Here is a 23,882-nt window from a genome sequence, read left to right as displayed (position 1 = left end):
TTTATCGTATAGTTTTGTTCCGCTTGATAAACAATAATAAAAGGCTGATTCCGATGAAAACATACGGCCAGTATGTTTTGAAGTGTTCCGTCGGAATATGGACGGACTCCAGCCACGCCGTAATTTGTTTAAAGAAGTATAAAAAGAGGGAAAAACCAATCATGGCAGCCGCTTCGTATACATATTCTTTTCTGGCTGCCGCAAATAAGGAGAATCCGAAGACGAAGAGAATCATTTCAAAATCTCCCGGCCACCATGAGAGCTCAGGTTTGGCGAAAAAGTGTAAACCTATGCCGAAAAGAAGCATGCCGATCAGGACGTGAGGCCCGGCCGCTTCCTTTTTGCCCTGATACAAGAGCACGGCGCCCAAAAGCATAAGGAGCACCGGCCATTCCCCCTGATTCTCAAACAGGTGAACCTGTCCGCTCTGAAGCCATGCGAATAATGAAGCGGCAAGCAGAAGTCCCGGTAATAAAATTGATGTTTTTTTCATCCTGTCACCTACCCGCAGTAAAGGATTTTTAGTATGATGATTAAGTGGAAACGAGCTTTTTATACTATAGCATAACATTTTTGAAATCTGTTCACATTTTCCCGAAGAAACTATGTTATAATTATTATAAATAATAAATTCTATGTTAGAATGATTATAAATAAATTGCGATGTACGGGGGTGCATGAAAGCGATGCATATTCTTGTTGTGGGAGTAGATTATAAATCCGCCCCTATTGAAATACGCGAAAAAATAAGTTTTCAGCCGGATGAGCTTGCAGAAGCGATGCTCCGTTTAAAAGAAGAAAAAAGCGTTCTTGAAAACATTATCGTGTCAACCTGCAACCGCACCGAAATATATGCGGTGGTCGACCAGCTTCATACCGGCCGTTATTATATAAAAACATTTTTATCCGAATGGTTCTCGCTGCCGAAAGAAGAGCTGTCTCCGTTTCTGAAATTTTATGAGAGCGACGCGGCGATCGAGCATTTATTTCGTGTGGCGTGCGGTTTGGATTCCATGGTCATCGGAGAAACGCAAATACTCGGCCAGGTCCGCTCGAGCTTTAAAACGGCGCAGGCAGAAAAGACGATCGGCACCATTTTCAATGAGCTGTTTAAACAGGCGGTGACCGTCGGCAAACGCACGCATGCCGAAACCGATATCGGCGCCAATGCCGTTTCCGTCAGTTACGCCGCAGTTGAACTCGCGAAAAAAATCTTCGGCTCATTGTCAAATAAGCACATTTTGATTCTCGGTGCGGGAAAAATGGGCGAGCTCGCCGCAGAAAACCTGCACGGTCAGGGTATCGGCAAAGTAACGGTCATCAACAGAACGTTTTTGAAGGCAAAAGCGCTCGCTGACCGTTTCTCCGGAGAAGCGCGCAGCTTAAACCAGCTTGAACATGCACTTGCTGAAGCTGATATTTTAATCAGTTCGACAGGCGCAAGTGATTTCGTCGTGTCTAAAGAAATGATGGAGAGAGCGGGCAGACAGCGGAAAGGCCGTCCGTTATTTATGGTGGATATCGCTGTGCCGAGAGATCTCGATCCGGCGCTGAACGATCTTGAAGGTGTTTTTCTGTACGATATTGATGACCTTGAAGGAATCGTTGAAGCCAACTTACAAGAACGCCGTGAAACCGCTGAAAAAGTCGAGCTGTTTATTGAAGCGGCAATTGTTGAGTTTAAGCAGTGGCTTAATACGCTCGGCGTCGTGCCGGTCATTTCGGCGCTGCGTGAAAAGGCGCTGTCCATCCAGTCCGATACGATGCAGAGCATTGAGCGCAAGCTGCCTCATCTGACGGTAAGAGAGAAAAAACTTCTCAGCAAACATACGAAAAGCATCATTAACCAAATGCTGCGCGACCCGATTCTGAAAGCGAAAGAGCTTGCGGCTGAAGCGGATTCAGATGAAAAGCTGAAGCTGTTTATGCAGATATTCGATATTGAGGAAGAGGCCGGCCGCCAGCTGGACAAAAGCCTGGATAACCGCCAGACGGTTCATTCGTTTCAAAAGGCAGAAGCAAAAACGGGCTTACGTCCGCTTGTAAGTGAGTGAGGGCTGTATGATTGATACAGCAATGGCAAGACTTAATGAAGCGACAATTGTTATTTATGCAGTAAGCGTCCTTTTTTACTTTATAGATTTTCTTCAACACAACCGGAAGGCTGGGAAAATGGCCTTCTGGTTGCTTTCTATTGTCTGGACTCTGCAAACCGTCTATCTTTCTTATTTCATGTGGCAGACGGGCAGATTTCCGGTCTTGAATATTACAGAGGCCCTTTACTTTTATGCGTGGGTGCTTGTCACGCTCTCACTTGTGGTCACGCAGATTCTGCGCGTTGATTTTATCGTGTTTTTCACGAATGTCATCGGTTTCTCGATGATTGCGATCCATACGTTTTCACCGACGGATCAGCATTCGGCCGCTTTTTCCGGCCAGCTGGTCTCAGAGCTTTTGGTCATTCATATTACAATGGCGATTCTGTCTTACGGCGCTTTTTCCCTTTCTTTTGTTTTTTCGCTTCTTTACCAGTTTCAATATTCTTTATTAAAGAAGAAAAAGTGGGGAAAATGGCTGTTGAGAATTGAAGATTTGTCAAAACTTGATTATATGGCTTACGTTTTAAATGTCATCGGGGTTCCGATGCTGCTGTTGAGCCTGATATTAGGCGTGATCTGGGCGTATGTGTCGCTGGAAACGCTGTACTGGTTTGATTCAAAAGTGCTCGGTTCGTTTATTGTGCTGCTTTTATACAGCTACTATTTATATATCAGAATGATTAAGGAACTGCAGGGAAAAGTGGCGGCGTTATGGAATTCAGCATGTTTTCTCGTGCTGATGATTAATTACTTCCTGCTCGGAAGCTTGTCGCAATTCCATTGGTTCAGTTAACGCACGCGCCCAAACAGATTCGGGAGGAAAGAAAATGAGAACGATTAAGGTAGGTTCCAGACGGAGCAAACTGGCTATGACCCAGACAAAATGGGTGATTAACAAATTGAAGGAATTGAACCCTTCCTATAACTTTGAAATCCGGGAGATTGTCACAAAAGGCGACCGCATCCTCGATGTTACGCTGTCAAAAGTGGGCGGCAAAGGTTTGTTTGTCAAAGAGATTGAACAGGCGCTGCTGCATCAGGAGATTGATATGGCGGTTCACAGCATGAAAGACATGCCCGCCGTTTTGCCTGAGGGTCTTGTCATAGGCTGCATACCGAAACGTGAGGATCCGCGTGATGCGCTGATTTCAAAGGGGCATCAAAAGCTGGACGACATAAAAGAAGGGGGCATCATCGGCACCAGCAGTTTAAGAAGAAGCGCCCAGATTCTTGCTGAACGCCCTGACCTTACAATTAAGTGGATCAGAGGCAATATCGATACGAGACTTCAAAAGCTTGAAACGGAAGATTACGATGCTATTATTTTAGCGGCTGCGGGGCTTTCGAGAATGGGCTGGAAAGATGATGTCGTATCTGAATTTCTCGAACCGGACCGCTGTCTGCCTGCGGTCGGCCAAGGCGCTCTTGCCATTGAATGCAGAGAGTCGGATGAGGAGCTTTTGAAGCTGTTTGCGCAATTTACCGATGAGTATACGCAGCGCACGGTGGCAGCCGAACGGGCTTTCTTACACGCGATGGAAGGCGGCTGCCAAGTGCCGATAGCCGGGTATGCGTCCGTCAATGACCGGGATGAGGTTGAATTGGTCGGTCTTGTCGCGTCTCCGGACGGAAAGACGATTTATAAAGAAACAGCGGCGGGACATGACCCGGAAGAAATCGGAAAACGCTGTGCGGCGATGATGTCTGAAAAAGGAGCCAAAGCATTAATCGACAGTGTAAAACAGGAGCTCGATCAGGATGGCAAATGACCTTCCTTTACAAGGAAAGACCGTGCTTGTCACCCGGAACAAAAGACAGGCCGCACCGTTCCGAAAAAAAGTGGAGGCGCTTGGCGGAACGGCTGTTTCCGCTTCGCTGATCGCTTTTCAGGAAGCGCTCCCGGATGAATGTGCGGACAGTCTGCGGGAAGACCTTTCTGAGCCGGGCTGGCTTGTGTTTACAAGCGTAAACGGTGTCCGGTTCTTTTTTTCCTATCTTGATCGGCACGGTCTTGCGCTTTCGGGACGGAAAAAAATCGCAGCCGTCGGTGAAAAGACTGCGCGCGCCCTGAAAGAGCGGGGAGCCCGGACGGATGCGATGCCTGACGAGTATGTGGCGGAATGTCTGGCTGATACTTTAAAACGGCACGCATCAGCTGCCGAACCCATTTCAGTGATAAGGGGCAATTTATCACGCGATGTCATAAAAGCGGAGCTTGAGCCGCTTGGCTATCAAATAAGGGAATGGGTGTTATACAATACCATTCAGGATGAAAAAGGCATGGACGAGCTGAGACGGGCTGCATCCCGCTCTCATTTTGATTTTATTACGTTTACCAGCTCATCGGCGGTGCATACGTTTATGCACGCTGTCGGAGACGGAGAAAAAGCGTGGGAAAACAGCGGTGCGAGCTATATCAGCATCGGCCCTTTGACAGAGAAAGCGCTCTTGGAATACGGGATCTCATCCCATGTGCCTGACACTTATACGATTGAAGGCATGCTGGACGTCATGTGCAGCATGTCGGGAAAGGATTGATAATGATGAATCAAACATTTAACAGACACCGCCGTTTGCGCGCGAACGCTGCGATGAGAGATTTAGTAAAAGAAACACGTCTTCACCCCTCAGATTTTATTTACCCGTTATTTGTCGTTGAAGGGCTCGAAGGAAAAAAAGAAGTTCCTTCCATGCCGGGGGTTTATCATGTATCACTCGATTTGTTAAAGGATGAAATGGCTGAGCTGATATCGCTCGGCATTAAGTCGGTCATCGTTTTCGGCGTGCCGGAAGAAAAAGATGCCTGCGGAACCCAGGCTTTTCATGATCACGGCATTGTGCAGAAAGGGATTGCTGAAATTAAAAAGCATTATCCTGAAATGATCGTAATCGCTGATACATGTCTCTGTGAATACACGGATCACGGCCATTGCGGCGTCGTAAAAGACGGAGAAATCCTCAATGACGAGTCGCTTGAGCTGCTGGCGCAGACAGCCGTCAGCCAGGCCAAAGCAGGCGCAGACATCATCGCTCCTTCAAATATGATGGACGGTTTTGTCACAGTGATCAGGGAAGCGCTCGACAAAGAAGGATTCACGAATATTCCGATCATGTCTTATGCCGTGAAATATTCAAGTGAATTTTACGGCCCGTTCCGCGACGCGGCTGACAGCACGCCGCAGTTCGGAGACCGAAAAACATATCAGATGGATCCGGCCAACCGCTTGGAAGCGCTCCGTGAGGCTGAATCAGACGCGGCAGAAGGCGCTGACTTTTTAATCGTCAAACCGTCTATGTCATACTTAGATATTATGCGTGATGTGAAAAACCGCCATCACCTGCCGCTGGTCGCATATAATGTGAGCGGGGAGTATTCCATGGTGAAAGCGGCAGCCCAAAACGGCTGGATTAAAGAAAAAGAAATGGTGCTGGAAATTTTAACAAGCATGAAACGTGCAGGAGCCGATCTGATTATGACGTATCATGCAAAAGACGCAGCAAAATGGCTTGCTGAGTAACGATTTCATTTGACGGGAGCTGAGGCAGATGAGAAGCTATGAAAAATCAAAAGCCGCTTTTAAAGAAGCGCAGAAACTGATGCCGGGCGGAGTGAACAGCCCGGTGCGCGCGTTTAAATCAGTTGATATGGACCCGATCTTTATGCAGCGCGGAAAAGGATCGAAAATTTTTGATATTGACGGCAATGAATATATCGACTACGTCCTGAGCTGGGGGCCGCTCATTTTGGGCCACACGAACGACCGGGTCGTTGAAAGCCTGAAAAAAGTAGCCGAGAACGGGACAAGTTTCGGGGCATCTACTGAAGTGGAAAACGAACTGGCCAAATTGGTTATTGACCGTGTGCCGTCTGTTGAAATCGTGCGGATGGTCAGCTCCGGCACAGAGGCGACAATGAGCGCCCTGCGTCTGGCAAGAGGATATACCGGCCGCAACAAAATTTTGAAATTCGAAGGCTGTTACCACGGCCATGGTGATTCGCTGCTGATCAAAGCGGGATCCGGAGTGGCGACACTCGGCCTGCCGGACAGCCCGGGCGTGCCGGAAGGAATAGCGATGAATACGATTACCGTTCCATACAACGACTTGGAAAGCGTTGCACTCGCATTCCGGGAGTACGGTGAAGATATTGCCGGGGTCATTGTTGAACCGGTAGCAGGCAATATGGGCGTTGTTCCGCCGCAGGAAGGCTTTTTACAAGGACTTCGCGACATTACGGAACAGTATGGCGCGCTGCTCATTTTTGATGAGGTCATGACCGGTTTTCGCGTGGATTATAACTGTGCGCAAGGGTATTTCGGCGTGACGCCTGACTTAACGTGTCTCGGCAAAGTCATCGGCGGCGGTCTTCCTGTCGGTGCGTATGGCGGAAAAGCTGATATTATGGAACGAATCGCGCCGAGCGGTCCGATCTACCAGGCGGGAACATTGTCAGGAAATCCGCTTGCCATGACAGCGGGACTTGAGACGTTACAGCAGCTCACACCTGAATCTTACCAAGAATTTGTGAAAAAAGGCGATATGCTTGAAGAAGGCATTTCAAAAGCAGCTGAAGCACATGGCATTCCGCACACGTTTAACCGGGCGGGTTCAATGATCGGCTTCTTTTTCACAAATGAGCCTGTCATTAACTATGAAGCAGCCAAATCTTCTGATTTAAAGCTGTTTGCTAAATATTATAAAGGGATGGCTGACGCAGGCGTATTTCTGCCGCCGTCTCAATTTGAAGGATTGTTTCTCTCCACTGCGCATACAATGGAGGATATTGAAAATACCATTCAAGCCGCTGAGAAAGTGTTCCAGGCGATCAGCCGCTGATACAGAAAAGCCGATGCAAGCAAGACTTGTATCGGCTTTTTTCAATGCCTCCATTATCATATTTCCCCGGATTGCGGCATACACCTTTAGTGACATCTAATTGTATGGATTAGATGAAAGGAGGATATGAACTTGCCGCATAATCACCGATTGCAATTTTCTGTTGAAGAATCAATCTGTTTCCAAAAAGGACAGGAAGTTTCTGAATTACTTTCGATTTCATTAGACCCTGACATCAGGGTGCAGGAAGTAAATGATTATGTCTCAATTAAAGGATCACTAGAACTTACTGGCGAGTACAACATAGATCACAGCAGTCATTTTGAAGAGCTTGATAGGGAGCTGAGGCATGTAGAGGAAGTGAGGGCGAGGGAGGATGGCACGGCCGAGCTCATTCATTGTTTCCCGGTGGACATTACGATTCCGAAAAATAAAGTGAGCCACCTCAATGATGTTTTCGTATTTATCGATGCCTTTGATTATCAGCTGACGGATTCAAGGATCTTAACCATTCAAGCTGATTTGGCAATTGAAGGGCTGCTTGAGGAATCCGAGCCAAAAGAGCCGGAGATCCCTTTGTACGTGGCGCCTGAATTTGCCAGAGAAGAAATGATCAATCTTGCCGGACATCATTCTGAGGACGAAAACGAACCGGAATTAATGATACGCCATGAGCCTGAAATACCTTTGACTGTATCAGAAGAAGCAGCACAAGAAACCGAGAAGAACGAGGAAGAAATCCCGCCTTTAATCAGGCTGGAGGAAGAAGAGCAGGAAGCAGTCCCGATTCTGAGGGAGCGGGAAGAAGAAGAGCAGGAGACTGCCCCGATTCTGAGGGAACGGGAAGAAGAAGAGCAGGAAGCAGCCCCGATTCTGAGGGAACGGGAAGAAGAAGAGCAGGAAACTGCCCCGATTCTGAGGGAACGGGAAGAAGAAGAGCAGGAAGCAGCCCCGATTCTGAGAGAGCAGGAGGAAGAAGAGCAGGAAACTGCCCCGATTCTGAGGGAGCGGGAAGAAGAGCAGGAAGCAGCCCCGATTTTGAGGGAACGGGAAGAAGAAGAGCAGGAGACTGCCCCGATTCTGAGGGAGCAGGAAGAGGTGCCGAAACCTGTTTCATTTACTGAGCCTCCTCCTCCTGTTTCCTTCCAACACGAAGAAGAGCGGGAAGAAGCTGAGGAGCCTGCAATCATGTCGGCTGTGAGGAATGAACCTGTATTTGAGGATGATTCAGCAGAAGTGCAGGAAGAGCCAAAAGATGATATAGAACCGGTTTTCCCTGCGTTCACTCTGACTCCGCATGCAGAAAAACCAAAAATTGCGGAACAGCCCTTCCTTCAAAAAGAAGAGCAGCCAGAGGCCGAGCCCCTTCTCCGTCAGAGCGATCATGAGGCGGCAGAAGACGAAGATGAGCCTGCGGTTTTTCAAGAAGAGCAGGCGCCCGTTTATCGCGAGTTCGTTCCGGAACGGCAGGAAGAGGAGTTTTACAACGCTCCTAAGCTGCTTGAAGAAGAGGCTCATGATGAAGAAGGGTTCGAAATTGAGGTAAGGAAGATGGCGCCGCCGGAGGAGGAAACCGGGAAGCCTCTCGATTTGTCTTTTCAGTTTTCCAAACTGCCGCCTGAGGAGCCGGCGCAAGCTGAACAGCCTGAGCCGCTTAAACCTGAAAGAAAGAATGAAGAAGCGGCACCGGGAACCGAGCAGAAGGAAAATGACAACTCTCATTACTTGACAAAATTATTTACAAGGGAAGAAGAAAAGTTTTCAAGAATGAAAATTTGTATCGTACAGCAGCAAGATACTATCGACCGGGTGTGTGAACGATATGACATAACATCCCAGCAGCTCATCAGAACGAATGCTTTATCGTTTGATGACGAGCTTGAAGAAGGTCAGCTTCTGTATATACCTGAATATAATAACAGCCATGCGTAAGCACAAAGAGGCCGTAAAAATGTGGTGAATGGAATGGAAGCAGTCCAATCAGTGCTTCAGGAATACGGGCTGGCGGCTGAGTATATTGAGCCTGTCAGCCCGCATGTTTGGAAGGTCTACTCAAACTACGGCATTTTTGCTTTGAAACAGCTCAAGCCGGCCCGCAGCGGTGAATTTACGGATCTTATGATTGAGATTGAGGAGAAAGGCTACCGATCATTTGTGCCGATCTGCCGAACGTATGCCGGCGATTTTTTTGCGGGAAGACAGACGGAGAATTCTTATTATTTAATGCCTTGGCTTCAGTACGATCAGGAAGAGGAACGGGATCAAAAACATGTTTACCTTTTTAAAGAGGTCGCGAAGCTCCATTCTGCGACTGTGCGGGACATCCAAATCCGGACTGAAGATATCAGCGGCTTTTATGAAGCAACGAAAAGAGATTGGGAAAATGATAAGCTTGTCTATGAACAATTCGCCGAACGGGCGGAAAAAGAGTGGTATCTTTCACCTTTTGAACTGCAGGCTGTTACGTATCTTACAGAAACGGTTTCCGCCGTCAATTTTGCTCTGGAACGTCTGGAAGAATGGTTTGACGCGGCAAAGGATCATGACAAGACGAGAGCGGTGATCAATCACGGCAGCCTATCGAGCCGCCACTTTCTGTATAATGATGCGGGATCGGGCTTTTTCACGAATTTCGAGAAAGCTGCGCTGGGCCCTCCGCAAAATGACCTGCTCGGCTTTTACTCCAGAATGTTCAGAAGCTATCCGAAAGCATGCCCGGAATGTCTGGACTGGTTTTATACGTATCACAAATCATTCCCGCTCCGTGAAGCGGAAATCAGCCTATTTCTCAGCTATATGGCTTATCCATCCGCCATGTACAAAGTGCTGAAACGGTATCAGACCGGCCAAAGGGGCTCTGAAAAAGAAGAGTGCACGCAATTATTAAGAGCGTTTTGGCAGATGAAAAATGTTGAGCCTTTTCTCATGAAGGTTCATCAGATTGAACGGGAGAAAAAAATAAAAGCGGAAAACGAGTCCTCTTCATAACGGGACTCGTTTTTTTATATCCATTCCAAATGCAGGGCGCACGCTAAAAACAGCAGGATGGCAAGCAGCAGGACATCAAAAGTCGTCGGAAAGAAAATCGTCCTGATCCCCTGAAAGATCGTAATCGGGATTATGACTTGCGCGGATACAAGGCGGACCTGTCTGGCCCACTGGGGGAGCGAATAAGAATTGAATTTTTTTCTCACGGGCAATTCCTCCTCACATTCGCCTTTCTATGTATCGTATGTAAGGGAAAGGGCGGGGTGCATGCCCATTTATGTATGACAGCAGCGGTTTTTGGAAAAGATGATTGACGAATCAAAAACACTTTTACTATAATAAAGAACATAATAAATAAGATCATGAGCTGATATAAATACACCTGCTTTGAACGGGAAGAGTACAAGAAAGACGCATGAAGAGAGAGAAGCTACTGTGCTGAAAGGCTTCTTATGCCGTCTCATTGGAAGGTCGCCCGGGAGCATAATTTCTTGAACATACAGTAGAGAAATTCGGGCCGCACCCGTTATCCGTTTAAGTGCATGAACAAATCTGTTCATGAAAAAAGGTGGTACCGCGAAAGAGCTTTTCGTCCTTTATCAGGATGAAGGCTCTTTTTTAGTTGCTCAGCCATTTCTAAACATGCTGGAGGGTTATCATGGATACAAATGAACAAACAATGCCGACAAAATATGATCCGTCTGCGATTGAAAAAGGTCGCTATGATTTTTGGCTGAAAGGAAAATATTTTGAAGCGGGCGGCGATCAAACGAAACAGCCGTATTCTGTCGTCATTCCGCCGCCGAATGTGACGGGCAGGCTGCACCTCGGACATGCGTGGGATACGACGCTGCAAGATATCGTTACGCGTATGAAACGCATGCAGGGCTATGACGTGCTCTGGCTTCCGGGCATGGATCACGCCGGCATCGCCACTCAGGCAAAAGTCGAAGCGAAACTCCGTGAACAGGGCACAAGCCGTTATGACCTCGGCCGTGAAAAGTTTTTAGAAGAAACATGGAAGTGGAAAGAAGAGTATGCTGATTTCATCCGCAGCCAATGGGCCAAGATGGGACTCGGACTCGATTATTCACGTGAACGTTTCACTCTTGATGAAGGGCTGAACAAAGCCGTGCGGGAAGTATTCGTCAAGTTGTACGAGAAAGGCTTGATTTACAGAGGCGAATATATCATCAACTGGGATCCTGCCACAAAAACGGCTTTATCCGATATTGAAGTGATTTATAAAGACGTACAGGGCGCGTTTTATCATTTGCGCTACCCGTTAGCAGACGGTTCAGGCTCAATTGAAATCGCGACCACCCGTCCGGAAACGATGCTTGGCGACACGGCTGTCGCGGTTCATCCTGAAGATGAGCGCTACAAGCACTTAATCGGCAAAACGGTGATTCTGCCGATTACAAACCGCGAAATTCCGATCGTCGGCGATGATTATGTTGATATGGAATTCGGATCAGGCGCCGTTAAAATCACGCCTGCCCATGATCCGAATGACTTTGAACTCGGAAACCGCCACAATTTAGAGCGGATTCTCGTCATGAATGAAGACGGAACAATGAATGAAAAAGCGCTGCAATATAACGGCATGGACCGGTTTGAATGCCGCAAAAAACTCGTCAAAGATCTTCAGGAATCCGGCGTTCTCTTTAAAATCGAAGACCATATGCATTCTGTCGGCCACAGTGAGAGAAGCGGCGCCGTTGTTGAGCCGTACCTGTCCACACAATGGTTTGTCAAAATGCAGCCGCTGGCCGATGCTGCGGTTGACCTTCAGTCAAAAGAAGAGAAAGTTCACTTCGTTCCTGACCGGTTCGAGAAAACGTACCTGCACTGGATGGAAAATATCCGTGATTGGTGTATTTCCCGTCAGCTGTGGTGGGGCCACCGCATCCCGGCTTGGTATCACAAAGAAACAAAAGAAGTGTACGTCGGCCTTGAGGCGCCTGAAGACAGCGAAAATTGGGAACAGGATTCAGATGTGCTTGATACATGGTTCAGCTCCGCGCTTTGGCCGTTTTCTACAATGGGCTGGCCTGATGAAAACGCTGAAGACTTTAAGCGGTATTACTCAACCGATGTTCTTGTAACGGGATATGACATTATTTTCTTCTGGGTATCCCGGATGATTTTCCAAGGTCTTGAGTTTACCGGCGAGCGTCCGTTCAAAGACGTGCTGATTCACGGCTTAATCCGTGACGAGCAGGGCAGAAAAATGAGTAAATCCCTTGGGAACGGCGTGGATCCGATGGATGTCATCGACAAGTACGGAGCGGATTCCCTGCGCTATTTCCTGGCAACCGGAAGTTCACCGGGACAGGATCTCCGTTTCAGCTATGAAAAAGTGGAATCCACATGGAACTTCGCAAATAAAATTTGGAACGCCTCCCGTTTTGCATTAATGAACATGGACGGCATGACGTATGACGAGCTTGATCTGTCCGGTGAAAAATCAGTTGCTGATAAGTGGATCCTCACAAGACTGAATGAAACGATAGAAGACGTAACACAGCTTGCGGATCGTTATGAATTCGGTGAAGTCGGACGCCACCTGTACAACTTTATCTGGGACGATGTGTGCGACTGGTATATCGAAATGGCGAAGCTTCCGCTGTACGGGGAAGATGAAGCGGCGAAGAAAACAACCCGTTCTGTTCTGGCATACGTGCTTGACCAGACGATGCGTCTTCTTCACCCGTTTATGCCATTCTTAACGGAAGAAATCTGGCAGCATCTTCCTCATGAAGGCGAGTCAATCACGATCAGCTCTTGGCCGGTTCCGGTGCCGGAACATACGGATAAAGAGGCAGCGGCGGATATGAAACTGCTCGTTGAATTAATCCGTTCTGTCCGCAATATCCGGAGCGAAGTCAACACGCCGATGAGCAAGCAGGTTGAGCTTTACATTAAAACATCTACGGAAGACATTGCCGGCCGCCTTGAGAAGAACCGTTCTTACGTTGAACGCTTTACGAATCCGAGCACGCTGAAAATCGGGACGGATATCACTGCGGCAGACAAAGCGATGACAGCGGTCGTCACCGGAGCGGAAGTCATTCTGCCGCTTGAAGGGCTGATTAACATTGATGAGGAGATCGCCCGTCTGCAAAAAGAATTCGACAAGCTGACAAAAGAAGTCGAACGCGTTCAGAAAAAACTCGGCAACGAAGGATTCATTAAAAAAGCTCCTGAACATGTCATTGAAGAAGAACGCGGAAAAGAGAAAGACTACACGGCAAAACGCGAAGCTGTCCGGCAGCGGATTGCAGAGCTGAAAGGCTGATAAAACAGCGGGGCGGTTTCCTAAGAAACCGCCTTGTCGTATAAAAGAGGGGATTTCATTGTTTAATACGTACAAAGAAGCGATCAGCTGGATTCACGGCAGACTCAAGTTCGGCGTTAAGCCGGGCCTTCTCCGTATGGAAAAGCTGATGGAAAAACTGGAACACCCGGAAAAGAACATTCGCGCTATTCATGTGGCGGGCACAAACGGCAAAGGATCGACCGTCGCTTTTATCCGTTCCGTGCTTCAAGAAGCCGGTTATACGGTCGGCACGTTCACATCGCCTTACATCATTACGTTTAATGAGCGTATCAGCGTCAACGGCACGCCGATTTCTGATGAGGAATGGAGAACGCTCGTTAATGACATAAAACCGATAGTGGATGAACTCGATAAGACCGATTCCGGAACGGTGACAGAATTTGAAATCATTACAGCGTGTGCATTTTTATATTTTGCGAAGCGGGCTGATATCGATTTTGTCATTTTTGAAGCGGGGCTCGGCGGCACATTTGATTCAACCAATATTGTGAAACCGCTCCTGTCGGTCATTACAAGTATCGGACATGACCATATGGCGATTTTAGGCAATACCATCGAGGAGATCGCCGGGCAGAAAGCCGGTATCATTAAAAATTCCATTCCGGTCATTACGGGCGTCAATCAGCCGGAAGCACTCGGCGTTATTGAAGCAGAAGCCGAAAAAAAGCAGGCTCCGTATCAGTCACTATATAAAACGTGCAGACTGTTTAATGAAGCGGCGCTTCCGTCCGGTGAAAGCTTTTCGCTGGAAACGGAAACGAAATGCTATGAAAACATTCAAACGTCGCTGATCGGCATTCACCAAAGGCAGAATGCGGCATTGGCGATATTGGCCGCTGAATGGATGAATCGTCTGGGTGCCGCAGCCATTTCTGAAGAAGCAATGCGAAACGGCCTGAAAAAAGCATCGTGGCCGGGCCGGTTTGAACGTCTTCAAAGCCGCCCTTTAGTGTTTGCGGACGGCGCACATAACGAAGAAGGCGTTGACACACTGACAGAAACGATCAGGCAGCGCTTTGCTGGTAAAAACGTCCATGTCGTATTCAGCGCATTAAAAGACAAACCGTATCAGGAAATGATTAAAAAGCTTGAAAACGAAGCGGACTCTATTCACTTTGTATCATTTGACTTTCCGCGTGCTTCAAGCGCCGAAGCCCTTTATAACGCAAGCAGTCTAGCGGATAAGAGCTTCGATGAGAACCCGGACAGTGTGAAAGAATGGATAGATCAAAAAGACGGGGCGGATGATGTCATCATCATTACCGGTTCCTTATATTTTATTTCAGAAATGAGAAAGTGGCTTATCTGACAGCCCCTCGGATGCCCGGCAGACCCTTTTCAGGTTTTGCCGGGTGTTTTTATGCTGAAAATATATTTTCAGCCATTTCAGTCAGGTTGTTTTTCTTTGCTATAATCTGAGCCAGATTGATAGTAAAGGTGTGGTCTGAGTGCTTTTGATTCTGTTTTTTCTCGGTTTGATTTTCGGTTCTTTTTTTTATACAGCAGCGTGCCGTATCCCGCTTCGAATCTCGGTTGTTTCGCCGCGTTCAGCCTGTTCGTTTTGCCGCTTGCCGCTCTCCTGGGGGGAGCTTGTGCCCGTCGTTTCTTATATTCTGCAAAGAGGCAGATGCAGAAACTGCCGTGCAAAGCTGTCGGTTATGTATCCGGCGGCGGAATGCTGGACGGCGTGTTTATTCACGGCTGCAGGCATTCATTTCGGTTTCTCAAAAGAACTGTTAGTCGCGCTGTTATTTCTGTCTCTGCTCATGATTGTTACTATGACGGATCTGCAATATATGCTGATTCCTGACAAAGTTCTGCTGTTTTTTCTTCCGCTTTTCATCGCCGGCCGTATGTTTTCTCCGCTGGATTCATGGTATGCAGGGTTTGCCGGAGCCGTTTGCGGATTTTTTCTGCTTGTTTTTATCATGTTTGCCAGTAAAGGAGGCATCGGCGCAGGTGATGTGAAACTGTTTGGGGTGATCGGTCTGACGCTCGGCGTGAAGCTCGTGCTCATTGCATTCTTTCTTTCCGTTATGATCGGAGCCGTATACGGCATGTGCGCCGCAGCCCGGGGCAGGCTTGGTAAAAAGCAGCCATTTCCGTTTGCGCCGGCCATCTCAGCCGGGAGTGCTTTGAGTTATTTATACGGTGAAGAGCTGTTTTCGTTTTACATCAAGCTCGCTTCAGGCGGGGCTTGAAAAATTTGGCGAACGTTTTTTGGACAAGACGACAAAAGTCTTGTTCTTTTTTTTTACGCCTATGCTAAAGTGTGAACCATGATCAGTTCAAGGTACGGCCAAGACGAATGCAAGGGGGAAGAGACGTTGAAAAAAAGGAAGAGCAAAAAGCACAGCAAAGCCAAAAACAATGCTCTTAAAGTAACCATTAACGGACAAGAAGAAACGATGTATGGACAAGATGATGTGAAAGAAGGCGGGGAGAAGGCCGTCACATTTTCAAATTGGGAAGAAACAAAAAAGGCGGAGCAGGAGACCGCCGCATCCCATGAAGATCCGAAAGAAGAAGATTTCAATTGGGACCATGAGAAGAATTCTGAGGTATTTGAAGATGACCCGAAAGTCGTTCCGCCATACAAGAAGAAAAAAACAGGCCCTCATTTTCCGAAAAAAAAGCAGCCGTCTTCTCCAGTTAAAAAAGCGGTCACGACAATTGCCGTTGCGGCTGTTTTAGGCACCGGTCTCGGCCTTGTCGCCTTAAATATGTCGGGAAGTAAAGAAGCCGCCGCTCCAGCATCAGCTGACAAAGGTTCACAAGGGCAGACGGTGAAAGCGGGAGATGTTTCTAAAGACAAATCTGAAACAGCCGGCACAGGAGATGCGGAATCTTCAGAGGGAAACTATAAAACATATGCGGTGCAGGCCGGAAAATTTTCATCAGAAAAAGGAGCGAAGACGCTTGTTGACCAGCTGACTGAAAAAGGATACTCGGCCGTTTCTTTGGCAAAAGAAGACGGGTACACTTATGTGATCGCCGGGCTTGCCGCGGAAAAAACCTTATCACAGCAATTGGGCCAGACACTGATAGACCATGATTTTGAGGCTTGGGGCGGAAAAGAGCTCAGCTTTGCTGTCGATTCAGGACTGGAAGACTCTTTTAAACAGGCATCTGAGCTCTCCGCCAAAGCGATTACCGGCAAAGATCTTTCAAAAACGGAAGTGGCTGAAGCGGCAAAAGCGGCAGATGGCGCAGACGCCGCTGACAAAAAGCAGAAAGAGGCCGTGCTTCAAGCGCTGAAAGAACTGGAAACGTCGGGTTCGGAATCCGGCTGGAAAGCCCAAAAAGAGCTTTTAAGTGTTGTAAAATAGTATCTCATTTCCCGTCATCCGGCGGGATTTTTTATTTTGTCATCAAAAAGTTATTTTTCTGAAATTGTGGTTGCCCGTTTGATTTGGTAGGATAGACAAGTATCTTTTTTTCTTAAGCAAACCCTGAAAGGATGACAATCATGACAAAACGCTTAATACTCGCATCACAATCTCCGCGAAGAAAAGAACTCCTTAATCTTCTTCAGATTCCTTACAGCATTATTGCAAGCCGCACGGAAGAAAAATTAAATCGAAACCTTTCGCCGGAAGAAAACGTCCAATGTTTGGCCGAGCAAAAAGCCGGTGCTGTATTGGCCGAAAATCCCGATGCAGTCGTTATCGGGGCTGACACGATGGTGTGCATAGACGGCGAATGCCTCGGCAAACCGCATGACAGAGAAGAAGCGGCACACATGCTGCGGAGGCTTTCCGGCCGAAGCCATCAAGTCATTACGGCGGTCAGCATTCAGACGCATGACCGGAAAGAAACGTTCTGTGACACGACGGAAGTGACGTTTTGGCCGCTCAGTGAAGACGACATACAGCTCTACATTGAAACAAAAGAACCGATGGATAAAGCAGGTGCATACGGCATCCAAGGAAAAGGCGCGCTTTTAGTGAAAAAAATAGACGGTGATTTTTATTCTGTCGTCGGGCTTCCTGTCGCTAAAACAATGAGAGCCTTGAAAGAATTTAATATAAAAGCTTGATGTTCAAACCGGGAAGGGGAACAAGGAGGGGTTGATCATCCGTGATCTGCCGTTAAAATTAAGAGATTTCCCCGAAAAAGAAAAACCGAGAGAGCGGCTTCTGCACTTCGGAGCCGAACATCTCTCTAACAATGAATTGCTCGCCATCCTGCTGCGGACGGGAACGAAACATGAGTCCGTCATGAACCTCGCTCACCGGCTGCTGCGGACGTTTGACGGGCTGCGACTGTTAAAAGGCGCCTCTGCCCAGGAGCTTTCCAGCATTCCCGGAATCGGCACGGTGAAAGCCGTTCAGATTCTTGCCGCAATTGAGCTGGGGAGCCGCATTCATAAGACATCCGCCGGGGAGCATTGCGTCATCCGCTCTCCGGAAGACGGGGCGAAGTATGTGATGGAGGATATGCGCTTTTTATCCCAGGAGCATTTTGTCTGTTTATATTTAAATACCAAAAATCAAGTCATTCATAAACGCACCGTTTTTATCGGAAGTCTGAATTCATCTATTGTCCACCCGCGGGAGGTGTTTAAAGAAGCTTTCAAACGATCCGCCGCGTCCTTCATTTGTGTTCACAATCATCCTTCAGGAGATCCTACACCGAGCAGGGAAGATATAGAGGTAACCAGGCGGCTTTTTGAGTGCGGAAATTTAATCGGCATCGAGCTGCTGGATCATTTGGTCATTGGTGACAAAAAATTTGTGAGTTTAAAGGAAAAAGGATATTTGTAACACTTTTTTTTTCGTTGATTTAAGATATAATAGATTTTATGAGTTTTTCCCTTTAGGGTATTTTTGCTTTAAGAAAGGAAGATACATACATATGTTCGGAATTGGTACAAGAGACCTTGGTATAGATTTGGGAACCGCGAATACGCTTGTGTTTGTTAAAGGAAAAGGAATCGTAGTGAGAGAGCCGTCTGTCGTTGCTCTGCAAACGGATACGAAGTCCATCGTTGCGGTCGGTAACGATGCGAAAAACATGATCGGAAGAACTCCGGGCAACGTGGTTGCGCTCCGTCCGATGAAAGACGGCGTTATCGCTGACTATGAAACAACTGCGACAATGATGAAATACTACATTAATCAGGCTGTGAAAAATAAAGGATTGTTTGCGAGAAAGCCTTACGTTATGGTGTGTGTGCCGTCAGGTATTACGGCCGTTGAAGAACGGGCGGTCATCGACGCGACAAGACAAGCGGGCGCACGTGACGCTTATCCGATTGAAGAACCGTTTGCGGCAGCAATCGGCGCGAATCTTCCGGTATGGGAGCCGACGGGCAGCATGGTCGTTGATATCGGCGGCGGAACAACTGAAGTGGCGATCATTTCTTTAGGCGGCATTGTCACGTCTCAGTCAATCCGCGTAGCCGGTGACGAAATGGACGACTCAATCATCAGCTATATCAGAAAAACATATAATCTGATGATCGGTGACCGTACGGCGGAAGCTATTAAAATGGAAATCGGTTCAGCAGAAACCGGTGAAGAAAATGCGTCAATGGAAATCCGCGGCCGCGATCTTCTGACAGGTCTGCCGAAAACGATCGAAATCACGGGAACGGAAATTGCAAATGCACTTCGTGATACAGTTCTCTCAATCGTTGACGCGGTGAAGAGCACGCTTGAAAAAACACCGCCTGAGCTGGCCGCTGATATTATGGACAGAGGTATTGTATTAACAGGGGGAGGCGCCCTGCTTCGCAATCTCGACAAAGTCATCAGCGACGAAACGAAAATGCCTGTTCTTATCGCTGAAGATCCGCTGGATTGTGTTGCGATCGGCACTGGAAAAGCACTGGAGCATATCCATCTTTTCAAAGGAAAAACAAGATAATCAGGAGTTAAATAGAAGAGGTGTATCACGATGCCGAACAAACGGTTAATGCTATTACTTCTGTGTATTATCATATTGGTGGCTATGATTGGATTCTCGCTGAAGAACGGCCGTAATACCACCTGGCCTGAAAAGCTGATCGGTGATACGACGGGAGTATTTCAAAACATTTTTCACACGCCTGCCGAATATTTTGCAGGGTTCTTCGGGGACATAAAAGACCTGAAAAACACGTACAAGGAAAACGAACGCTTAAGACAAAAGCTGGACGGACAGACACAATATGAAGCGAAGCTCCAAGAACTCAAAGATGAAAACAAGAAGCTGCGTGATGAACTCGGACATGTCAAATCAATTTCCGACTATGATCCGATTTTAGCGACCGTTATCGCCAGAAACCCTGATCAATGGTACAAGCAGATCATGATCAATAAGGGAACGAAGCAGAAAGTGGCAAAAGACATGGCTGTCACGAACGAAAAGGGTGCGCTGGTCGGGAAGATCAAAAGCAGCGGACTCAACAGTTTCACATCCGCCGTTCAGCTGCTGAGCGATGTTGACCGCAATAACAGAGTGGCCACCAAAATCTCCGGCAAAAAGGGAAGCAAAGGCTACGGTTTAATTGAAGGGTATGATAAAAAGAAACAGACCCTGAAAATGACCATCCTTGAGCCGGATGAAAAACGCGAAGTGAAAAAAGGCGACCTCGTGGAGACATCCGGGACGGGCGGCGTATTTCCTCAAGGGCTGACGGTCGGGGAAGTGACCGATGTAGAATCAGATGCTTACGGCCTGACGAAAATCGCTTACGTGAAACCGGCTGCCGACCTGTACGATCTTGACCATGTCATCGTCGTGAACCGAAGCGTAGCAACAGGGGAGGAAGGATCGTGAAACGTTTCCTTCTCCCTTTGATTATGATTTTGGTCTTTTGTGCGGAAAGCATCTATACGGATCTGGTGCGTTTTCCTTTCGTTTCCGTCGAGCAGCAGGTCGTTCCGCATTTTCTTTTGCTTGCGCTGATTTTTATGTCCGCTTATATCAACCAAAAGCATGCGGTGATCTACGGTTTGATTTTCGGATTTCTTTATGACATTAATTATACGGGTGTTTTAGGCGTTTATATGTTTGGTTTTGCCGGTTTATGCTATCTGGCGGCCAAAGCGTTTAAAGTGCTTCAGACAAACGCCCTGATGGTCATTTTGGTCGCGGTGCTGAGCGTATGCGTGCTTGAATTTTACGTTTACGGCATTCAGACGTTAATCCGCAGCGGCACAATGACGTTTAACGATTTTGTCATTCAGCGGTTCTTGCCCACCGCTTTGCTGAATATTGCGGGAGCCGTTATATTAGTCCTGCCCTTCAGGCTGTTTTATATAAGTCTGAAGAAAGAATTAAGAGATGAGTAAAAAGGATTTTATCTTTTTTTGACGAAAAGAGTATGTTGTTGAGGTGAACATTGATGAAGACCAAAAAGCAGCAATATGTAACAATAAAAGGAACAAAAAACGGCTTAACATTGCATCTGGATGATGCGTGTTCTTTTGATGAGCTTCTCGATGGTCTTCAAAACATGCTGTCGATTGAACAATATACTGATGGCAAAGGCCAAAAAATCAGTGTTCATATTAAACTCGGGCATCGGTATCTGTATCAGGAACAGGCAGAGCAGCTGACTGATCTGATCGCGTCAAAGAAAGATTTAGTCGTGCATTCAATTGACAGTGAAGTCATCGCCAAAGAAGAAGCGCAGCGGATGAAAGAGGAGCAGGAAATTGTTTCTGTTTCCAAAATCGTCCGTTCGGGCCAGGTGCTTCACGTGACGGGAGATTTGCTTTTAATCGGAGATGTGAATCCCGGCGGTACGATCAGAGCCGGAGGAAATATATTTGTTCTCGGTTCATTAAAAGGGATTGCCCACGCGGGTTATAACGGAAATAACCGGGCTGTGATCGCCGCATCAGAAATGATGCCGACACAATTGAGGATCAATCACGTGTTAAATCGCTCCCCAGACCACATTCAAAAAGGGAACGACATGGAATGTGCTTATTTAGATACTGACGGAAATATGGTCATTGAACGCCTTCAGCAATTGGCTCATTTAAGACCTGATCTAACAAGGCTTGAGGGAGGAATGTGAAATTGGGTGAGGCTATCGTAATAACTTCGGGAAAAGGCGGAGTAGGTAAAACAACAACATCTGCAAACCTCGGTACCGCCTTAGCCATTTTAGGGAAGCGCGTCTGTTTGGTAGACACAGATATCGGACTGCGCAACCTTGATGTCGTAATGGGTCTTGAAAACAGAATTATTTACGACTTAGTAGATGTAATTGAAGGCAGATGCAAGACGCATCAGGCGCTTGTCAAAGACAAACGTTTTGATGATCTGCTTCATTTAATGCCGGCTGCCCAGACAAGCGACAAGACGGCTGTTGTCCCTGAGCAGATCAAATCGCTTGTGCAGGAGCTTAAGCAGGAATTTGATTATGTCATTATTGATTGTCCGGCCGGAATTGAACAAGGCTATAAAAATGCCGTCTCCGGAGCTGATAAGGCGATTGTTGTGACGACGCCGGAAATATCAGCGGTGCGGGACGCTGACCGCATTATCGGACTTTTGGAGCAGGAAGATATCGAACCGCCGCGCCTTATCGTGAACCGCATCAGAAATCACCTGGTGAAAAACGGTGACACGATGGATGTGGATGAAGTTGTTCATCATCTGTCTATTGATCTCCTCGGAATCGTTGCTGACGATGATGAGGTGATCAGGGCTTCAAATATCGGCGAACCGATTGCCATGAATTCCAAAAACCGCGCCAGCATTGCGTACCGCAATATCGCCCGGCGCATTTTAGGAGAATCCGTTCCTTTGCAGGTGCTTGAAGAGCAGCAAAAAGGGATGATGGCGAAAATCAAGTCATTTTTCGGCGTGCGTTCATAATATATACCAGAATACAAAGATCTGATGAAGCCCAGCTTATCAGGTCTTTTTTGTTTTTCAAGAGCGCATATTTGCAATGGACAAGACATAGGATGTACAAACCCAACGATTGCAAAGGATGATGGCGATGAGTCACAGAGCTGATGAAATTAGAAAAAGACTGGCCAAAAGAAGAAAACAGCGGCCTGAATCAAAACGGACTTTCGTTCAAAACGCCCAAACGCAGAATTTTCCCGCGTGGCAGACGGTCAAGGAGCAGGAAAAGCACAAACTTCTTCCGGACTACGAATATCAAACGGAACACCCGCCCGAATTTAACGGACGGCATCCATTGATCAGCGCTCATTCTATTATTTTAAAATGCCTGCTGGCCGCCTGTCTCGTACTGATCTCCGCTATTGCCTATAAAACTGACAAACAGCCGCTGAGTCAGATCAAACCGGCGATCGCACAAACCTTTCAAAAAGAATTTCAGTTTGCTGCCGTAAGCAATTGGTTCGTATCTTCCTTCGGAAACCCGCTCGCTTTTCTTACGCCGGGAACGAAAAAGAAGGACGGTCAGGTGGCGGTCAGTCAGGATATGGCTGTTCCTGCCGCGGGGAAAATCCAGCAGGACTTTCAAAATAACGGAGAGGGCGTCGTCGTCGAAACTGCCAGTGAAGCCATTGACAGCGTAAAAGAAGGCTACATTATGGAAGTGAGCAAAGATAAAAAAACAGGGCTGACGGTGAAGGTGCAGCACGCCGACAATACCAGCAGCATTTACGGCCGGCTAAAAGATGTTAACGTTTCATTGTACGACTTTGTCGATAAAGGGAAAAAGATCGGTTCGATCAAGCCCAACGATAAAAGTAAAGGCCAGTACTATTTCGCGATCCAGGATGGCGATAAATTCATAGATCCGATCCAGGTGATCACTTTTGATGAATAAATGGCTCAGCCTCCTTTTCAAAGTTCATGTCCATCCTTTTCTTTGGATTATCATGGGGCTTGGTCTTATGACGGGGCACATCAAAGCGCTGCTGTGTCTTTTGCTGGTCGTATCCGTTCATGAGCTGGGGCATGCTGCTCTGGCTGTGTTTTTTTCGTGGCGCATTAAACGAATCTTTCTGCTCCCTTTCGGCGGAACGGTTGAGGTGGAGGAGCATGGAAACCGGCCGCTTAAAGAGGAATTCGCGGTCATCCTGGCGGGCCCGCTTCAGCATGTGTGGCTTCAGGCGGCAGCCTGGCTCTTTTTCATGTCAGGTTTTGCAAGTGAGCAGACATTTGAGATGTTTACCTTTTATAATCTCTCCATTCTTTTCATCAATCTTTTGCCGATCTGGCCGCTTGACGGCGGAAAGTTTGTGTTTTTATACTTTTCTAAACAAATGGCTTTTCAAAAAGCGCATCTCCTCAGCCTGCAGACATCGGCCGTTTCCGCGCTTTTGCTCTGCTGCTGGATTGTGCTGGCCGTCCCCCTTCAGGTCAGCGCATGGGTGCTGTTCGTCTTTCTCGCCGCTTCTTTATGGGATGAATACCGGAAGCGGCACTATATTCAGCTGAGGTTTCTTTTGGAGAGATACTACGGCAAAAACCGCGATGTTGCCATGCTGCATCCTTTGACGGTCGCGGCCGATGCCAAAGTAAAGCATGTCATGGCCGAATTCAAACGGGGATGCAAGCACCCCATTATCATTGAAAAAGCCGGCGAAAAGCTCAGCCAACTCGATGAAAATGAAGTGCTTCATGCGTATTTTGCCGATAAACGGACAGATTCCTCTATGGAAGACCTGCTGCTGCCTTACTAGAAATAG

General features: G+C 47.4%; 23 protein-coding genes and 1 other annotated feature. Of the genes, 21 read left to right on the top strand and 2 right to left on the bottom strand.

The genetic code is table 11. The features are described from left to right. Position 1: 1 nt before the first annotated feature. On the bottom strand, positions 2 to 493 hold the full coding sequence (locus SB724_RS08505; protein ID WP_101670110.1) for a hypothetical protein: 492 nt from the start codon (positions 491 to 493) through the stop codon (positions 2 to 4). 193 nt (positions 494 to 686) lie between these two features. Here SB724_RS08505 and hemA point away from each other — a divergent pair, with 193 nt between their 5' ends. From hemA to ysxE, 8 genes are all read left to right on the top strand, one after another. Beyond that, positions 687 to 2,054, top strand: coding sequence for a glutamyl-tRNA reductase (gene hemA / locus SB724_RS08500; protein WP_003152628.1), 1,368 nt, complete (start codon positions 687 to 689; stop codon positions 2,052 to 2,054). Positions 2,055 to 2,061: 7 nt separating this feature from the next. Next, positions 2,062 to 2,892 carry a cytochrome c biogenesis protein gene (locus SB724_RS08495; RefSeq protein ID WP_007408154.1) on the top strand — a complete coding sequence of 277 codons (831 nt, stop codon included), beginning with the start codon at positions 2,062 to 2,064 and terminating at the stop codon, positions 2,890 to 2,892. A gap of 34 nt (positions 2,893 to 2,926) precedes the next feature. Beyond that, on the top strand, positions 2,927 to 3,868 hold the full coding sequence (hemC, locus tag SB724_RS08490; RefSeq protein ID WP_007408155.1) for a hydroxymethylbilane synthase: 942 nt from the start codon (positions 2,927 to 2,929) through the stop codon (positions 3,866 to 3,868). Next, positions 3,858 to 4,637 (top strand): uroporphyrinogen-III synthase, encoded by a 780-nt coding sequence (locus SB724_RS08485; RefSeq protein WP_265971164.1) that lies wholly within the window; start codon positions 3,858 to 3,860, stop codon positions 4,635 to 4,637. Before hemC ends, SB724_RS08485 begins: the two co-directional genes overlap by 11 nt. Before the next feature lie 5 nt (positions 4,638 to 4,642). Further along, on the top strand, positions 4,643 to 5,617 hold the full coding sequence (gene hemB, locus SB724_RS08480) for a porphobilinogen synthase (RefSeq protein ID WP_015240312.1): 975 nt from the start codon (positions 4,643 to 4,645) through the stop codon (positions 5,615 to 5,617). A 28-nt stretch (positions 5,618 to 5,645) separates the two neighbouring features. Then, complete coding sequence (gene hemL, locus SB724_RS08475) at positions 5,646 to 6,935, top strand: glutamate-1-semialdehyde 2,1-aminomutase (protein ID WP_032873800.1); 1,290 nt, start codon at positions 5,646 to 5,648, stop codon at positions 6,933 to 6,935. Positions 6,936 to 7,067: 132 nt separating this feature from the next. Beyond that, positions 7,068 to 8,867 (top strand): LysM peptidoglycan-binding domain-containing protein, encoded by a 1,800-nt coding sequence (locus tag SB724_RS08470; RefSeq protein WP_410570768.1) that lies wholly within the window; start codon positions 7,068 to 7,070, stop codon positions 8,865 to 8,867. 33 nt (positions 8,868 to 8,900) lie between these two features. After that, entirely contained in the window at positions 8,901 to 9,923 is a 1,023-nt protein-coding gene (ysxE, locus tag SB724_RS08465; protein WP_410570945.1) for a spore coat protein YsxE, read from the top strand. Positions 9,924 to 9,937: 14 nt separating this feature from the next. On the opposite strand, the gene SB724_RS08460 is transcribed toward ysxE, so the two are convergent. After that, positions 9,938 to 10,129, bottom strand: a complete 192-nt coding sequence (locus SB724_RS08460; RefSeq protein ID WP_007612879.1) for a hypothetical protein — start codon at positions 10,127 to 10,129, stop codon at positions 9,938 to 9,940. 172 nt (positions 10,130 to 10,301) lie between these two features. Next, positions 10,302 to 10,523, top strand: a binding site (T-box leader). Between the two features lie 58 nt (positions 10,524 to 10,581). On the opposite strand from SB724_RS08460, the gene SB724_RS08455 reads away from it, so the two are divergent. The 13 genes from SB724_RS08455 to SB724_RS08395 all read left to right on the top strand — a co-directional run bounded on the left by SB724_RS08455 (position 10,582) and on the right by SB724_RS08395 (position 23,876). Next, on the top strand, positions 10,582 to 13,224 hold the full coding sequence (locus SB724_RS08455) for a valine--tRNA ligase (protein WP_014418550.1): 2,643 nt from the start codon (positions 10,582 to 10,584) through the stop codon (positions 13,222 to 13,224). Positions 13,225 to 13,282: 58 nt separating this feature from the next. Beyond that, a complete protein-coding gene (locus SB724_RS08450; protein ID WP_410570766.1) occupies positions 13,283 to 14,575 on the top strand; it encodes a bifunctional folylpolyglutamate synthase/dihydrofolate synthase in 1,293 nt (430 codons plus the stop codon). Between the two features lie 139 nt (positions 14,576 to 14,714). Continuing rightward, a complete protein-coding gene (locus SB724_RS08445; RefSeq protein WP_044801615.1) occupies positions 14,715 to 15,467 on the top strand; it encodes a prepilin peptidase in 753 nt (250 codons plus the stop codon). 126 nt (positions 15,468 to 15,593) lie between these two features. Continuing rightward, positions 15,594 to 16,595, top strand: coding sequence for an SPOR domain-containing protein (locus SB724_RS08440; protein WP_410561366.1), 1,002 nt, complete (start codon positions 15,594 to 15,596; stop codon positions 16,593 to 16,595). A 140-nt stretch (positions 16,596 to 16,735) separates the two neighbouring features. After that, positions 16,736 to 17,305, top strand: coding sequence for a Maf family protein (locus tag SB724_RS08435; RefSeq protein WP_012118105.1), 570 nt, complete (start codon positions 16,736 to 16,738; stop codon positions 17,303 to 17,305). 31 nt (positions 17,306 to 17,336) lie between these two features. Continuing rightward, complete coding sequence (radC, locus tag SB724_RS08430) at positions 17,337 to 18,032, top strand: RadC family protein (RefSeq protein ID WP_007408165.1); 696 nt, start codon at positions 17,337 to 17,339, stop codon at positions 18,030 to 18,032. Positions 18,033 to 18,123: 91 nt separating this feature from the next. Further along, positions 18,124 to 19,137, top strand: a complete 1,014-nt coding sequence (gene mreB / locus SB724_RS08425; protein WP_003152647.1) for a cell shape-determining protein MreB — start codon at positions 18,124 to 18,126, stop codon at positions 19,135 to 19,137. Positions 19,138 to 19,167: 30 nt separating this feature from the next. Beyond that, positions 19,168 to 20,031, top strand: coding sequence for a rod shape-determining protein MreC (gene mreC, locus SB724_RS08420; RefSeq protein ID WP_007408166.1), 864 nt, complete (start codon positions 19,168 to 19,170; stop codon positions 20,029 to 20,031). Next, entirely contained in the window at positions 20,028 to 20,546 is a 519-nt protein-coding gene (gene mreD, locus SB724_RS08415) for a rod shape-determining protein MreD (protein WP_007408167.1), read from the top strand. The genes mreC and mreD overlap by 4 nt, the downstream gene beginning before the upstream one ends. Positions 20,547 to 20,599: 53 nt before the next feature. Then, positions 20,600 to 21,280 (top strand): septum site-determining protein MinC, encoded by a 681-nt coding sequence (gene minC / locus SB724_RS08410; protein WP_003152653.1) that lies wholly within the window; start codon positions 20,600 to 20,602, stop codon positions 21,278 to 21,280. A gap of 2 nt (positions 21,281 to 21,282) precedes the next feature. Beyond that, complete coding sequence (gene minD / locus SB724_RS08405) at positions 21,283 to 22,086, top strand: septum site-determining protein MinD (protein WP_003152655.1); 804 nt, start codon at positions 21,283 to 21,285, stop codon at positions 22,084 to 22,086. Between the two features lie 127 nt (positions 22,087 to 22,213). Beyond that, the gene (locus SB724_RS08400) at positions 22,214 to 23,017 is read left to right on the top strand and encodes a peptidoglycan DD-metalloendopeptidase family protein (RefSeq protein ID WP_410570763.1); all 804 of its coding nucleotides are present in this window, start codon (positions 22,214 to 22,216) and stop codon (positions 23,015 to 23,017) included. Beyond that, positions 23,010 to 23,876, top strand: coding sequence for a M50 family metallopeptidase (locus SB724_RS08395; protein WP_103526720.1), 867 nt, complete (start codon positions 23,010 to 23,012; stop codon positions 23,874 to 23,876). The genes SB724_RS08400 and SB724_RS08395 overlap by 8 nt, the downstream gene beginning before the upstream one ends. Positions 23,877 to 23,882: the final 6 nt, after the last annotated feature.

The sequence above is a fragment of the Bacillus sp. SIMBA_031 genome, assembly GCF_046535225.1.
Lineage (GTDB): Bacteria > Bacillota > Bacilli > Bacillales > Bacillaceae > Bacillus > Bacillus velezensis.
Note: the sequence above shows the minus strand (reverse complement) of the source record. Positions and strands in the feature narration are given on the sequence as shown.